The 14,900-nt window shown below is 50.9% G+C and carries 13 protein-coding genes; 6 read left to right on the forward strand and 7 right to left on the reverse strand.

Features of this window, described 5'->3' with window-relative positions:
* Positions 1-31: 31 nt before the first annotated feature.
* The 5 genes from FDZ78_RS14280 to ftsY form a co-directional block, all read right to left on the reverse strand.
* Positions 32-1,414 carry a GDSL-type esterase/lipase family protein gene (locus FDZ78_RS14280; RefSeq protein WP_123398878.1) on the reverse strand — a complete coding sequence of 461 codons (1,383 nt, stop codon included), beginning with the start codon at positions 1,412-1,414 and terminating at the stop codon, positions 32-34.
* Positions 1,411-2,787 (reverse strand): GDSL-type esterase/lipase family protein, encoded by a 1,377-nt coding sequence (locus FDZ78_RS14285; protein WP_124075623.1) that lies wholly within the window; start codon positions 2,785-2,787, stop codon positions 1,411-1,413. Before FDZ78_RS14285 ends, FDZ78_RS14280 begins: the two co-directional genes overlap by 4 nt.
* 38 nt (positions 2,788-2,825) lie before the next feature.
* Positions 2,826-4,034, reverse strand: coding sequence for a chorismate-binding protein (locus tag FDZ78_RS14290; protein ID WP_124075624.1), 1,209 nt, complete (start codon positions 4,032-4,034; stop codon positions 2,826-2,828).
* Complete coding sequence (gene rimO / locus FDZ78_RS14295; RefSeq protein WP_124075625.1) at positions 4,031-5,359, reverse strand: 30S ribosomal protein S12 methylthiotransferase RimO; 1,329 nt, start codon at positions 5,357-5,359, stop codon at positions 4,031-4,033. The genes FDZ78_RS14290 and rimO overlap by 4 nt, the downstream gene beginning before the upstream one ends.
* A 74-nt stretch (positions 5,360-5,433) precedes the next feature.
* Positions 5,434-6,396: a signal recognition particle-docking protein FtsY gene (ftsY, locus tag FDZ78_RS14300; RefSeq protein ID WP_123398874.1), complete on the reverse strand. Its 963-nt coding sequence runs from the start codon at positions 6,394-6,396 to the stop codon at positions 5,434-5,436.
* A gap of 168 nt (positions 6,397-6,564) precedes the next feature.
* On the opposite strand from ftsY, the gene FDZ78_RS14305 reads away from it, so the two are divergent.
* Genes FDZ78_RS14305 through FDZ78_RS14320 form a run of 4 tightly spaced genes read left to right on the forward strand, consistent with a single transcriptional unit; the run spans position 6,565 to position 11,282 of the window.
* Positions 6,565-7,758, forward strand: a complete 1,194-nt coding sequence (locus FDZ78_RS14305) for a glycosyltransferase family 2 protein (protein WP_168182105.1) — start codon at positions 6,565-6,567, stop codon at positions 7,756-7,758.
* Between the two features lie 32 nt (positions 7,759-7,790).
* Entirely contained in the window at positions 7,791-8,144 is a 354-nt protein-coding gene (gene folB / locus FDZ78_RS14310) for a dihydroneopterin aldolase (RefSeq protein ID WP_107031368.1), read from the forward strand.
* Between the two features lie 55 nt (positions 8,145-8,199).
* Positions 8,200-9,492, forward strand: coding sequence for a GTP-binding protein (locus FDZ78_RS14315; RefSeq protein WP_123398872.1), 1,293 nt, complete (start codon positions 8,200-8,202; stop codon positions 9,490-9,492).
* Entirely contained in the window at positions 9,489-11,282 is a 1,794-nt protein-coding gene (locus FDZ78_RS14320) for an ABC-F family ATP-binding cassette domain-containing protein (RefSeq protein ID WP_107031366.1), read from the forward strand. Before FDZ78_RS14315 ends, FDZ78_RS14320 begins: the two co-directional genes overlap by 4 nt.
* A 42-nt stretch (positions 11,283-11,324) precedes the next feature.
* Here the strand turns inward: FDZ78_RS14320 and FDZ78_RS14325 are convergent, their stop codons facing one another.
* Positions 11,325-11,597, reverse strand: coding sequence for a tetratricopeptide repeat protein (locus FDZ78_RS14325; RefSeq protein WP_123398871.1), 273 nt, complete (start codon positions 11,595-11,597; stop codon positions 11,325-11,327).
* A 91-nt stretch (positions 11,598-11,688) separates the two neighbouring features.
* Here FDZ78_RS14325 and FDZ78_RS14330 point away from each other — a divergent pair, with 91 nt between their 5' ends.
* On the forward strand, positions 11,689-12,963 hold the full coding sequence (locus tag FDZ78_RS14330; protein ID WP_123398870.1) for a histidine-type phosphatase: 1,275 nt from the start codon (positions 11,689-11,691) through the stop codon (positions 12,961-12,963).
* A 169-nt stretch (positions 12,964-13,132) separates the two neighbouring features.
* On the opposite strand, the gene FDZ78_RS14335 is transcribed toward FDZ78_RS14330, so the two are convergent.
* Complete coding sequence (locus FDZ78_RS14335; RefSeq protein WP_107031496.1) at positions 13,133-13,711, reverse strand: superoxide dismutase; 579 nt, start codon at positions 13,709-13,711, stop codon at positions 13,133-13,135.
* 124 nt (positions 13,712-13,835) lie between these two features.
* Here FDZ78_RS14335 and FDZ78_RS14340 point away from each other — a divergent pair, with 124 nt between their 5' ends.
* The gene (locus FDZ78_RS14340; RefSeq protein ID WP_107031363.1) at positions 13,836-14,786 is read left to right on the forward strand and encodes a YitT family protein; all 951 of its coding nucleotides are present in this window, start codon (positions 13,836-13,838) and stop codon (positions 14,784-14,786) included.
* The last annotated feature ends 114 nt before the right edge of the window (positions 14,787-14,900 follow it).

Genomic DNA, 14,900 nt, shown 5'->3' on the forward strand with positions numbered 1-14,900 from the left:
TTGAGGTCAAGAGGCAAAATGGCTGTCGGCATCAGTTGCGAGGCTGTTCGCGGAGAGCGTCCATCAAAGCGTCATAGATAAGCCGGCCCTGCAGGTTATAGCCCTTGTGGGTATGATGCACACGGTCTTTGGCAAAGAGACTTGCGTTTATCCATGATGTGCTCGCTCCGTTTCCTCCGGCCACTTCATACCAGTCATATACCGCGATTCCGTTATTCTTTCCATAGTCAAGAATAGCCTGGCGCAAAGGAGCTATGTTGGCATTGACAGCATAGCTGCGTGTTGACTTTGTCACAGTTCTGTAAGTGGCCTTACGACCCTTGCGGGCTTTCTTGCGCACTCTGACTTTCTGAGTTTTGGAAACACTGCGGTGACATTCCATCGGAGTTGTCAGCAGAATAAGGGCATCAGGATTTGCAGTCCGGATATTTTTGACCAGCCGGTCTATCGAGCGGGTAAAGGAAGCGGTGTCAATTCTACGGCCGAAGGCTTCGTTTGTGCCTAACGAGAGTATAACAAGGTTAGGCTGCAAAGGGTTTATTCCAACGCCCACATTGCCGATCCGGTTATAGGAGTCATATGTAGCTCCATTATTGCCTATAGCATGATAGAACACACCCGGACGATCGCCTGAGAGAGAGGCGCCATAGAGAGTAAGGTCACCGGCCGATGCGAATGACACATTGATCTTAGTGGCAAGTGACGCGAGAATTATCTGGGTGTAATCACGAGAAGGAACAGCTCTGAAATGCACTGGATTGCCATTTTCATCCGTAACATCCTTGATGGTCAGCTTGCCGTTATGAAAAATGGTGGCAGATGTGAAAGGATTGTAATCGTCTGTGTCAAGAGTTCCGATAGTCAGTTCGCTCGACGAACTTGAAGGACGGATAGAAGTGCCTGTAAATCCTACGGTCTGAGCCCATGACGGACTCATCAGTTTGACAGCATTCCACGAATTGCGGCTTTGAAACACATAGTCTTTAGGCTGGTTGGTACCGCATATACGCAGAGGTGCTATCAGTCCGCGACCGGCATTACCGAAGTCATACTGCAGAAGTTCGCGTGTGGTGCCGGTGTTTATATCGGCCTGTACATGGCTGTCACCGATATGGACAATCGAGACCGGAGCCTGGAAGCTGCCTTCAAAGGCCGCGCGGAGCTTAGACCAGTCAGCGCCATTATATATAATGTGATTGGACGAACGCTTGATAAAACCGGGGATAGGGATGTCAATATCATCAGCCTCGTCAGGGATTTCAACCGGGTTCTGGCGCACTGCCAAATCAAACTCCTCGTCAGAGTCTGTTATTTCAGTTGTGACTGACGGATCGTCAGCCGGCAGCTGCGCTGCCACAGTCACCGGGAGCGCTGCAAAAGTCAAAGATAAGAGAGAGCTATAGATATATTTCATTTCAGATCGTGTTGAATTGCATTAAACAGTTCTCCTGCAAGGCGGGCCCCGCCCTTGTGGGTCAGATGGATATAATCCTTGTTCATCAGTCCGGTGGAGCTCCACTGCACCACTGCATCCTCGCCGCCCATAGCCTCACGGGTATCCCAGAAAAGGCAGTGAGCACGACGCGCCGCGTCACGCTGGGCTGAAATCATGGCCGGAGCCACCGCCATTGAGCGCACTTTAGATCCGCGACGCTCGCCACGGTCACCGATACCCATCAGAAGGATGTCGGCATTAGGATAACAGAATCTGACATGGTTTATCACATCGACCATGCGGGAGCAGTAGACACTGTATTCTTTCTGCCCGGCACTCATGGCATTGATGCCGAACTCAAGAATGATAAGATCATAATTTATGACCTCGGCCATCTCGTGGCAAAGATCCGGATTGATTTTGGTCAGAGTTATTCCAGAAAAACCGCGTGATGACATGCAGTCGACACTGACACCCGAAGTGCCGTCAAGCCACACGCCAAGAGCAATCAGGGAAGAGGACGAAGCCTTGAGACCGAATTCAGAGACCGGCTGCGCGATCTCTAAACACTGAACGGATTCCGAAGCCGATATATTGCGCTCTTCCCATTCACCGGAGTCAGTTTTAACACTGATTGTGATATCGTCAGGCGAAATGAAAAGAAAACGTGAACGCGACCACGATCCGGTATGCTTGAAAGCCGATGTTCCGGCATAGGTGGAAACAGCTGTGCCTTTAGGGGTGAAATATTGCTCGGTAAGGTCGAGATATTTCTTGTCTGACTTCTTGTTGGCCGAGAATGACTGCCAGCCGGAACCGCCCTGTTTTACCGAACGGCGGAAACCGGGGAAATCGGAGTGCATGTTGACATAGCCTACGCCCTCGCCGCCATAAGCATCCTGGAAAAGTTCGCGGAGATCCTGAGTAAAGATATCTCCTTCGATATAGCTGTCGCCAACCACGGCCACGCGGGCAAGACGGCCCTCGGAAATGGCACTTTTCAAATTCGTGAAGCCTGTGCCGAGAGTTGTGTAGTCTTCAACCCTGACGAGATCACCGACCCTCGACGGTTTGACCGGAGAGATGATCGTGTCAATCGGCTCGCCCGGCAGCGGAGCCTTTTCCGCTTCTTTTTCTGCTTCTGCGGCTGCTTTCAGAAGTTCGGGGTCGATGTTTTCAGCGGTTGCATATGAGGGTTCACCCTCCATAATACCGACCTCTTTCAGTATATCGCTGAAAAGGCTGAAATCCTTGATGCGTCCGCCACTCCATTTTGACAGAGGAAGCAGCGAGACTATAACAACTATTATTACTGCGATGAGAATTATAATGACTGGTGATCCTTTTTTCATTGCTTTTCCTGGAAAGATGATTGATGGGGGGGTATTTCTTAGATTCCGGCTGAATTTACCGGCTGGCCGTCATCATGGCCGGAAGGGGGCAGATCCGAGAGAAATGAGACCGAGCTCCTGGTGAGCCGAGAGCCTTCCTCGCCTTCATGCCCGTTTTCACCAAGGAAGACCGATGCAAGGACTCTGGTTTTTGATTCGGTTTCAAGCCATTCAGCGTCTTCCTGCGAAGCGGCTATGATGCCGCCTCCTGCATATAGATTTCCGAGCCAGCCTTTGGTGCCACTCAGTGTGACAGGAGCCATGAAAGCGCAGCGCAGATTGACGAAGGCATGGTAATCGCCGCCGATACGGACTCCGACGTAACCGCCATAGCAATGACGGCGATGCGTCTCGACCCGTCCGATCTCCCCTATTGCCCGTTCGCGCGGATAGCCTGCAACTGCAGGCGTGGGACTGAGCGCCGACATCAGCTCCGGTATGCTGACATCTCCGCGGGCATCAATAGGCGTACAAAGATGCTTTATATTCAGAAAACGGCGTTCGGTCAGAGGTCTGATTTCTACTTCAAGACCCGCATTGCGGAGTGTATGGCAGATGTAGTCAGTCACGATGGCCTGCTCACGGATGTTTTTTTCATCCCAGTCACCCGATTCATCGGCTGGACGTGTCCCGGCGAGTGACATTGTGCGGATAAGACCTGTGGCTCTGTCGCTTTCAAGCAGGACCTCAGGAGTTGAGCCAAGCCATACGCCGGTTTCAGGAGTAAAGCAGAGATAACGGAATGTTGAATCAGTCAGGGCAAAATACTCTTCTGCAATCAGACGAGGCGTCTTTTTAGTAAACAGCGACCGCAGACGTGAGAGCACGACCTTGCCGCCATCTTTCTTCAAACGGGGTTTCACGGCAGAAAAAGCCTCATGGTAGCTTGCTCGGAATGTGGACGATACCCGCGGACGGATAGAGTCACCGAAGATCCGGGCATGATAGGTGGGGTCATGGAAATTATTGACTTCCTCTTCCGTCATGTCGAAACTTACACCTGCTGTATAAGGTTCATCGTTATCAAAGAAATTTATAAAGAAGCTGTCGCTCTCCTTGTCGCGGAAAGCCGGCGAGCGGAACTGACCGTCAGGCAGGGATGCACGGAAGCAGACCTCAGCTTCTCCCGGCATGGCAAAAGCCACAAATGGGATCTCATCGGTCAGACAACGGTCAATGGCCTGGGAAATCTGGGCGCTGAATTTCATGCAGGGTCCAATGTTTCGGCAAGAGGCTCCGCCATGAGTTCAAAAGGAAGAGCCGAAGTTATTTTTACATTATATGTTCTGCCCTTCTCCAGTCTGAAAATTTTGGAGACAAGCACTTCCGGATCGACTTCAGGAGAGTCAAACTCCGTGCGGCCCACATAGAATTCAGGTTCTTCACGGTCAATAACGACGCGCATCACCGATCCAACTTTCTCTTCCTGGATCTCCAGCGAAATCTTTTCCTGAAGTTCCATCAGTTGAGACAGGCGCTCGTCTTTGACCTCCTGGGGTATAGAATCTTCAAAATTACGCGCGCCGAAGGTGTCTTCTTCCTCGCAATAGGCAAAAGCGCCCATGCGCTCAAAGCGCTGTTCACGCACAAAATCGAGAAGTTCGGCGAATTCATCATCGCCTTCACCCGGAAAGCCTACCATCAGAGTGGTGCGGATGTGAATTCCAGGGACTCTCCTGCGGATTTCGGCGAGAAGGCTGCGGGTTTCAGCTCCGGTGATGTGGCGGCGCATGTTGGTCAAGACAGTATCGGCGCAATGCTGGAGCGCAATGTCGAGATATTTGCAGATATTGTCGCGACGGGCCATCACGTCAAGCAATTCAAGCGGAAAGTCTTTCGGATAGGCATAATGCAGACGTATCCACTCCACACCTTCCACTGCCGCCATTTCATCGACAAGACGCGCTATCTCTACCTTGCCGTAAAGGTCTTTGCCATAGTTAGTAAGATCCTGGGCTATGACGTTGAACTCTCTGACTCCGCGACTGACAAGCATGCGGACTTCCGCGATGATCTCATCAATCGGGCGCGACTTGTAGCGGCCTGTTATCAACGGTATGGCGCAGAATGCGCAGAAACGATTGCAACCTTCAGCTATCTTTATGTAGGCGTGGTGGCGGGGCGTGGTTATGACACGGTCATACGGAGCAGTGGCCGGGGAGCGGCGTGCGAGGTCTACGGCAAGCGCAGGCCAGTCCGTTTTGCCATACCAGCGGTCTACCTCCGGTATTTCTGCCGGAAGCTGCGAAGCATAGCGCTGGGAGAGACATCCCATGACAAAAAGCGCGGCGATGCGGCCATCGGTTTTGGCCTGGCACCAGGCGAGGATCTCGTTAATGGATTCTTCCTTGGCATCGCCGATGAATCCGCAGGTGTTTATCACGACGCCTTTCCATCCGTCGGCTTCAAGGAAGGCTTCGGTGGCGGCGTCGACAACCTCGTAGCCCACATCGGAGAGCATCACCATCAGACGCTCCGAATCCACAAGGTTTTTCGAACAGCCAAGGGTGATGACTGCTATTTTATTTGTCATTTCAAACAATCTTTGATATGAGACCGGCCGCTTGAGAGATTCCGGTCAGAAATTGAGCCAAATAAAAGGGGAGATTATTTTTTCTCCCCGAAAAGTGATTCGACAAATTCGCGTTTGTGGAAAACCTGGAGGTCTTCAATGCCTTCGCCGAGGCCGATGTATTTGACCGGGATCTTGAACTGATCGCTGATTCCGATGACCACTCCGCCTTTGGCTGTACCATCAAGTTTAGTGATCGCGAGCTCATTGACCTGAGTGGCCGCAACAAACTGGCGGGCCTGTTCGAATGCGTTCTGTCCGGTGGAGCCGTCAAGCACGAGCAAAATTTCGTGGGGAGCTTCGGGAACCAGTTTCTGCATTACATTTTTGACCTTGGTAAGTTCGTCCATGAGGCCCTTTTTATTGTGCAGACGTCCGGCTGTGTCTATTATGACCACATCGGCATTATTGGCAATGGCGCTCTGAAGCGTGTCAAACGCCACTGATGCCGGATCGGCTCCGAGTTTCTGCTTGACAACGGGCACATCTGCGCGGCGGCCCCACTCTTCAAGCTGTTCAATGGCGGCGGCACGGAATGTATCGGCGGCACCGAGCATCACCTTGTTGCCGGCTTTTTTGAACTGGGCGGCCATTTTGCCGATGGTAGTAGTCTTGCCGACACCGTTGACACCCACCACCATTATCACATGGGGCTTGTGAGATGCCGGAACAGTAAAGTCATCCTGCGAAGACTCGTTACTGTTTTCCGCAAGCATGTCGGCTATTTCCTCGCACAGCAGACGGTTGAGCTCGGCCGACCCGACATACTTATCTCTGGCCACACGCTTCTGAATGCGGTCGATAATTCTCAGTGTTGTGTCGACACCGACATCAGAGGTCACAAAGACCTCTTCGAGGTTGTCGAGCACATCGTCATCTATCGTAGATTTACCGGCGATGGCGTGTGAGAGACGGTCAAGAAGTCCGCGCTGTGTCTTTTCAAGGCCCTTGTCAAGAGTCTCTTTTTTTTCGCGGGAGAAAAAATTAAAAAATCCCATATATTCAAGTCGAATTTGAACTGCAAAATTACTTAATTATTCTTGATTTTGCAAAATAATGATCCGAAGCAGGTGTCAATTAATGAAATGAGGAAATTTTTCGTGTCAAGGGCGTTGTTTCGGGCATTTTTTGTAATTTTGCAGGTTGAAAAAAATGCTCACGTCATTATGTTTGAAATTCAATTCACACCTATTATAATAGCTCTGCTCTGCGGAGTCTGCGTTTGCTTCTTCTATCTTCTGCTCGGTTTCCGCCACTATGTCAGGATTGTAGGCCGTGCGGCTTCAACTGACAACACAGCCGAAGAAACCGATGACACACAACTTCCGGGAGTGTCGGTTATAGTCTGTGCTGAAGACGATGCCCGCAATCTGGAGACACTGCTTCCCGCCATTCTCGACCAGGACTACCCTGCCCCGTTTGAGGTAATCGTGGTCAACGATGGAGCGCTACCCTCAACCAAAGAGGTGATAGCCCGCCTTGAAGAACGCTATTCCAATCTCTACATGACTTTCACTCCGCTGGAATCACGCTCGCTCTCACGCCGCAAACTGGCCCTGACGCTCGGCATCAAGGCTGCGCGCCATGAAGTGGTTGTGCTGACCACCGGAAACGCCCGCATACTTTCCGATAAATGGCTCCGTCTCATGGCCCGTCATTTCGGCCAGGGCAAAGAGGTGGTCATCGGCTATGCGGCACCGGTCGCCGCCATTGATCCTGACAGCGAAGAAGCGGTGAAGGAACCCTGGAAGCGCCTCCACGCCTTCGACACCGTGCGCACTGCCGTAGAATATCTCTCCTGGGGACTCGCAGGCCGTCCGTATCGCGCCACATGTCACAATCTGGCCTATCGCCGGTCGGTATTTTTCCGCAACAAGGGTTTCTCACGGACTTTGCATCTGAAGTATGGCGACGACGATATGTTTGTCAATGAAGTGGCTAACGGCGCGAACACCGCAGTAGAAATCTCACAGGGTGCCATAGTTGAAGTGCCTGAAATGCAGCCTCAGCCGGCCCATAAAGTTTCAAAGTTGCGTTACGGGTACACAGCCGGAAAGTTGCGTACCTGGTCACGGGTGTTCTTCGGCAGCTGCTCTCTGGCCTGGTGGATTTTCACCGGATGCTGCATAGGGCTCGCTCTTGTCGGCCTTCCGTCACTGGTTCCACTGATCGCAGCCTCAGTGCTCTATCTAAGTCTGACGCTCATACTTGCTTTTGCATGGCGTTCGACTTCTCGTGCTCTCCATTCACGATCTCTGCTGATCACAGTACCCTGGTTCATGACTTTCGAGCCCATATATAATCTGTGGTACAGGATCAAAGGATTCATCAAACGAGGCTCAAACCTGAGCTGGAGCTAAAACATCAATCACAAAAAAACGCCAAGACACTGATGGAAGGAACCATAGAAATAAACGGGTTGCAACTGTTTGCTCGACATGGGGTGTTTGATTTCGAGCGCTTGAACGGCAACACGTTTGAACTGACGGTCCACCTCCGCTATCCTATCGGAGAAGCGATGGAAAGCGACAATGTAGAGCATACGCTGAACTATGCCGAAGCCGTAGGCATTATAAAGGATGTGATGTCTGATCCATCCAATCTGCTTGAACACGTCATAGGGCGTATCCGACAAGCTTTGACTGCCCGCTGGCCCCAGATCAGCGGCGGCTACATATCGCTGACCAAGCTGAATCCGCCCATCAATGCCCGTATGAAAGGCGTAGCAGTAAGTATCAGCTGGTAATCCCGGCAATGTAAAACAGAATTCCCCCCCCCAAACATATATATTATATTATTATATGGAAACTCCCGTACTTCTTCTAACAGGCTATCTCGGAAGTGGCAAGACCACTCTCGTAAACCATATACTCTCCAACCGCCGCGGCATACGTTTCGCGGTCATAGTCAATGATATCGGTGAAGTCAATATTGACGCCGATCTGATTCAGCGCGGAGGCATCGTCGACACAAAAGACGATTCGCTCGTGCCCCTGCAGAACGGCTGCATCTGCTGCACCCTGAAAATGGATCTCGTCAAGCAGATAGAGGAGATAATGGCGATGAAGAAGTTTGACTACATAGTCATTGAGGCAAGCGGGATCTGCGAGCCGGCCCCTATCGCCCAGACCATCTGTTCGATTCCCTACATGGCAGACGGCGCGCTTACACGCAACGGCACTCCGAAGCTCGACTGCATAGTGACAGTTGTCGATGCTCTCCGCATGCGTGACGAATTCGGATGCGGAGAAGATCTTACCGCACACCATCATGATGATGAGGATATTGAAAATCTTGTCATCCAGCAGATTGAATTCTGCAACATAGTCATCCTCAACAAAGTTTCCGAAATCACTCCTGAAGAACTCAAACGAGTGCGGACAATAGTGCTCGCTCTCAATCCAGGAGTGCGCATAATCGAATGTGACTATGCCGACATAGATCTTTCGTCGATACTCGACACCCACATGTTTGATTTCAACAAAGTGGCGACATCGGCCGCTTGGGTAAGCCAGATTGAAAAGCCGGCTGAAGAGATTGCAAAAGAAGAACATGAACGTGAGCACGGTCACCATCATCATGACGAATGCCATCACCAACACGAGCACGGCGAAGATGAGCACAAGCACCATGAACATCATGATCATGACCACCATGATCACGGCCCTGAATGCTCCTGCGGCTGTCACCACCACCATCATCACCACAGCGAAGGAGAGGCTGAGGAATACGGCATTGAGACTTTCGTCTATTTCCGACGTCCGGGTTTCGATCTGAACAAATTCGATTATTTCGCCGCAAGCAAGTGGCCGAAAAATATCATACGTTCAAAAGGCATCTGCTATTTCGGCAATAATCCTGATATGTCATATCTGTTCGAGAGCGCAGGACGCCAGAAACAGCTGAAAGAGGCCGGGATGTGGTTTGCCACAGCTCCGGAGGACGAACTGAAAGAGCTGGTGGCACAGGATCCGTCGATCATGCGCGACTGGGATGCCGACTACGGTGACCGCATGATCAAGATAGTGTTTATCGGACAGCATCTCGACCGCGCCGCAATCACCAAAGCCCTTGATGACTGCCTCGACCTATGAAACCATATCTGCAAGTTGAAGATCTGACAAAAAGCTACGGCGACCGTATGCTTTTCGATTCTGTTACTTTCGGCATTAACGAAGGCGACAAGATTGGCCTCATAGCCAAAAACGGCACCGGAAAATCCACTCTGCTGCGCATTCTTTCAGGAGAGGAAGCCCCTGACAGCGGATCTGTAACGTTTCGCAACGGCTTAAGAGTGGGATTTCTTGCCCAGATTCCGGATTTCGCCCCCGGGAAAAGCATTCTTGACAATCTGCTCGCGGCAATGCCTGAAGAGCATCACGAAGACTGGAACCGCGAAGACCGTGTGCGCCAGATGCTGTCACAGCTTGGCATCAGCGACTGCGGAATAATGCCGGAGCACATGTCAGGCGGCCAGATCAAACGTGCTGCACTGGCTCAGGTCTTCCTTGCCTCTCCGGATCTGCTGATTCTCGACGAGCCGACCAACCACCTCGACCTTGAAACCGTGGAATGGCTCGAAAACTATCTGACCAGACAACGCATCACCCTGCTGATGGTCACTCATGACCGTTATTTTCTAGACCGTGTCTGCAATAAGATCATCGAGATTGACATGCAGCAGATCTTCACCTATGAAGGAAACTTCGACCTTTACCTCAAACGCCGCGCCGAACGCATCGAGGCTCTGACAGGAGAGCTCGCCAAGGTTCGCAACACTCTGCGCAAGGAGCAGGAATGGATGAGACGCCAGCCTCAGGCCCGCGCGGGCAAGGCCCGTTACAGGATCAACGCGTTTTATGATCTCAAGGAACGTTCCCGCGCCAATTACACCGAGCGACAGATCGACCCGACTGATGTCAGATCGTCATACATCGGCTCAAAAATCTTTGAAGCCGAGGGGATCAGCAAGCGATTCGGTGAAAAAGTCATACTGGACGACTTTACCTATACTTTCGCCCGATATGAGAAGCTCGGAATCGTAGGCGGCAACGGCGTAGGCAAGTCGACATTCGTCAAGATGCTGCAAGGGCTCGTAGCGCCTGACAGCGGAGAGTGGAATGTAGGCGAAACCGTACGCTTCGGTTATTACTCGCAGGAAGGCCTCCAGCTCCCGCCCAACAAGAAAGTTATCGACGCGATTACTGATCTGACCGATGATATCGTACTTGATAACGGCGCCACACGCCTTTCACCCATGCAATTCCTGAACCGGTTTCTGTTTACTCCGGCTGACCAACAGAAATATATCTCAACTCTCAGCGGAGGCGAAATGCGACGGCTCAACCTTGCCGCCGTGCTGGTCAGACAACCCAACTTTCTGATTCTCGACGAACCGACCAACGACCTTGACATCATGACTTTAGGCATCCTTGAGGAATATCTCAGGGAATTCAAAGGCTGTGTCATAGTCATCTCTCATGACAGATTTTTCCTTGACTCCATCGTAGACCACCTGTTTGTGATGGAAGGCAACGGTGTCATCAAGGACTTCCCCGGAAATTACAGTGACTACCGCGAATATCTGCGCGAACAGAAGGCCAATGAAGAGCAGAAAGCCGCACAGAAATGCGAAGCGCAGACAAAAAGCCGCAGCCGCGAGAATTCACGTCCGGCCAAGATGTCGTTCAAGGAGCGTAAAGAGTTTGAGGAACTGACCGCTGAGATTGACCGGCTTACTGCCGAGCGCCATGAGCTCGAAACCGTCTTTAATTCCGGGGAACAGTTAAGCGACATTGAGGAAAAGGCTCGGCGTTATTCCGAGCTCAAGGATCTGCTTGACGAAAAGGAGATGCGATGGCTTGAACTTTCGGAAAAAGCGTAAATCTGGCTATGCGGACATTCTTACCGGTCAGACCGACGAATTTTACGGATTATACAGATCCGGATTAAAGAAGTCTGCAATGTCACGCGCCTGTTCCAGCGCCATAACCGCAGGGCTGTCAGGATTCAATTCCACAGCCTTGGCATAATCTCCCATCGCTCCGGATCTGTCACCCATGCGCCACCTGAGTTTGCCCCGTTCGAAAAGCACACGGTCATCCGCGGGATTCATTTCGAGCAGACTGTAAAGCACAGCCATTGCCTCGACATAACGCCCGGATGAAACCAGGGTCTTGTATTTTTGGTCTTTATTCATCAATTGATTAATTTTGGAAGGATTGTGATTGACAATGATTCCACACTTTGAAATTCAACGACAAAACTAACAAAAAGTCCCGTCATAAGCAATGAAGAAGCTTCTTTTTATCGCGGCTGCAATTATCAGTTATATTGCTCCGACGCAGACTGCCATAGCGGCAGATCCGACAGAAACACACTACAGCATGGAGCAATGCCAAGGCTCGGCCATGCCCTATCCGGCAAGGACTGTGAAAGATCTTGCCTATCCCGATTCGCTCACTCCGGTCTACATCAACCATGTGGGACGCCACGGAGCCCGGTTCCTGTCTTCGTCAAAATACACAACATCACTCTCGCGAATACTCCACAGGGCGGATTCGTTACGCACCATCAGTCCGGCCGGAAAAGAACTGCTCAGACTCTGCGATCTGGTGGTAGCCAGAACAGGAGGCCGATGGGGTGCGCTCGACTCGCTCGGCATGGCCGAACAACGGGCCATAGCCTCGCGCGCTTTTGCGGCATTCCCTACGCTTTTCAAAGACCGCAAGATCAATGCGATATCATCATATGTTCCTCGCTGTGTAATGTCAATGGATGAATTTACCCACCAGCTGACCCGACTGAACAACCGCATAGAAATATACACTGCATCCGGCCGACAGAACAATCAGCTGGTGCGCTTCTGGGAAACCGATCCGGAATACAAAGACTTCATGGACGGAGAGGAATGGCATAAAGTCTATGACGAATATGTAGACAGCCATGCACCCCTCACTGTGGCCCCTCGACTTCTGGGCAGCAAATATCAGCTGACCGATGGCGAGGCCCGTGATTTCGGAATAGCGGTATATAAGGTAATAGCCGGCTGCAGCGCTATGGGCATAGGAGCAGATCTCTCGCAGTTTGTGACTGAAAGCGAGATCAATGCACTGTGGAGCATCGAAAACCTGCATCACTATCTGACACATTCAGCCTCTACGCTGTCAACTGTTCCCGCCACAATGGCGGCTCCGCTCCTGGCTGATCTTATAAAGACTTGCCAGGATGCTATCTCAGGTGCAAATCCTTACAGTGTCATGCTACGCTTCGGACATGCGGAGACACTCATGCCTCTGCTGTCACTGATGCACCTGCCGGGATGCTACTACATGACAAACTATTTCGATACAGTAGGCATGCATTGGCGTGATTTCTACGTAGTGCCGATGGCTTCGAATCTCCAGATGATTCTCTTCCGAGCGGAATCAGGCAACTATTATCTCCGAGTAGACCTTAACGAGACTCCGGTCTCTCTTATTCCCGGACGCTCGATTATATATATTCCCTGGAACACCGCACAGGATTATCTGGTGCGATGCCTGCCGATACAGATGCAGCCTTGACGGGCTGCATCTGCGCAGAAATAAGAGCATGAAAAAAGAGCATGAAAAAAGAGAGGGGGTCTCACGACTGCCTCTCTCTCCATTCATCACATTATGCTTATTTTAGTGCTTATTCTTTATACTTTAACTAAAGTTGTTTTTTTGTTCGTGCATGTGCCTTCTGCGCATGTTATAGATAACGGCTTGCGACTACGTCCCAATCTACAATCTTCCACCACTCTTTGAGTGCGTCAAGACGGCGGTTGCGATAATCAAGATAGTAGGCATGCTCCCAAACATCGAAGACCAAAAGAGGAGTTAGACCTTCACAAAGCGGGTTACCGGCATTGGAAGTCTGAGTGATAAAGAGTTTTCCATCCTTATCTTTAGAGAGCCATACCCAGCCGGAGCCGAAAATCGAGGCGCCTGCATCTTCAAACTCCTTTTTGAACTGATCGAAAGAACCGAACTGTTCATCTATCGCCTTGCGGAGATGCCCGTCAGGCTCATGCGCGCCGTCGGGAGAAAAAGTAAAAAAGTAGAAGATGTGATTCCAAGCCTGCGATGCATTGTTGAACAGCGGTCCGGAAGCAGTGGTGATAATCTCTTCAAGTTCCATATCTTCATATGGAGTGTCCTTGATCAGTCTGTTGAGATTGTCGATATATGTTCTTTCATGCTTACCGTAGTGGTACTCGATTGTCTCACGCGAAATCGAAGGAGCCAAAGCGTTATTGGCGTAGGGCAATTCAGGAAGTGTATAAGTCATGATGATTATAGCGTTTAAAAGTTCGTTATATCTTAAAAACGCCTGCACAGATACTTAGTTCGGGGCATTTTGTTAAATATCTTCAAGAAATCCTTAACTTTGCAGCATAAATCAGCATCAGCCCATGTCAACACCAGCAAAGTCTGACCGGACGGAGGCAAAGCCGTTCCTGTCACAGAATATCCGCGACTGCATCGCTATTGTAAGCGGCATACTTATATATGCAGTCGGATTCACCGTGTTCATACTCCCCCACCACATAGTCATCGGCGGAATGGCCGGTTTCAGCTCACTGATTTTCTATGCCACCGGCGGGAGACTCCCGGTAGCAGTGGTAATGTATGGCACCAACATTCTGCTACTGCTCTGCGGATTCCGCTATCTTGGCAAAGGGTTTGTGTTGCGCACCATCTTCGGAGCCACGCTTCTGTCAGTGCTCATCGGATCGGTGGAAGGATATTTCACCTCTCATCCGCCTCTTGTAAGCAGCGCTCCTATGAGCGTGATAATGGGTGCGGTGATGCTTGGGCTCGGCATAGGTATATATTTCAGCCACCACGGCACCACAGGCGGCACGGACATTGTAGCGGCCATAATGTCACATGTGAGCGACATCAGCATGGGGCGAGTAATGATGATAATCGATGTCTCGATCGTAGCACTATCCTTTTTCCTGCCTTTCGACGGTGATATGGAGGCCCGTATTCAGTCACGCACACAGACCATCATCTACGGATGGCTGGCCATATATATATACTCCTGGTTGGCTGACAGGTATATCGACAAGGGAAAGCAGACAATACAGTTTATCATTCTGTCTGAAAAATGGGAGACAATAGCTTATCGAATCACGCATGAAACCGGTCGCGGAGTGAGCATGTGGGACGGCACGGGCTACTGGACCGGAGAACCGAGAAAACTGATGCTCATATGGTGCCGGCAGAATGATGTCTACCAGATTCTGCGCATCGTCAAAGAGACTGACGAGAATGCTTATGTTACAAATTCGAGCGTCAGAAGTGTATATGGCAACGGCTTCGACCGGCTGAAGCTGAAGAAGTCGTCATTGCCGTAAAGCCTGACGGACCGGGCATTGCTCCGGACCATAATTTACAGACTATAAAAAAAGCAAATCCGCGGCTCTGCATCATAGCTGAGTCGCGGATTCTATATGTTGGAACGTTTCCTT

It is taken from the genome of Duncaniella sp. B8 (genome assembly GCF_005304985.1).
GTDB lineage: Bacteria > Bacteroidota > Bacteroidia > Bacteroidales > Muribaculaceae > Duncaniella > Duncaniella muris.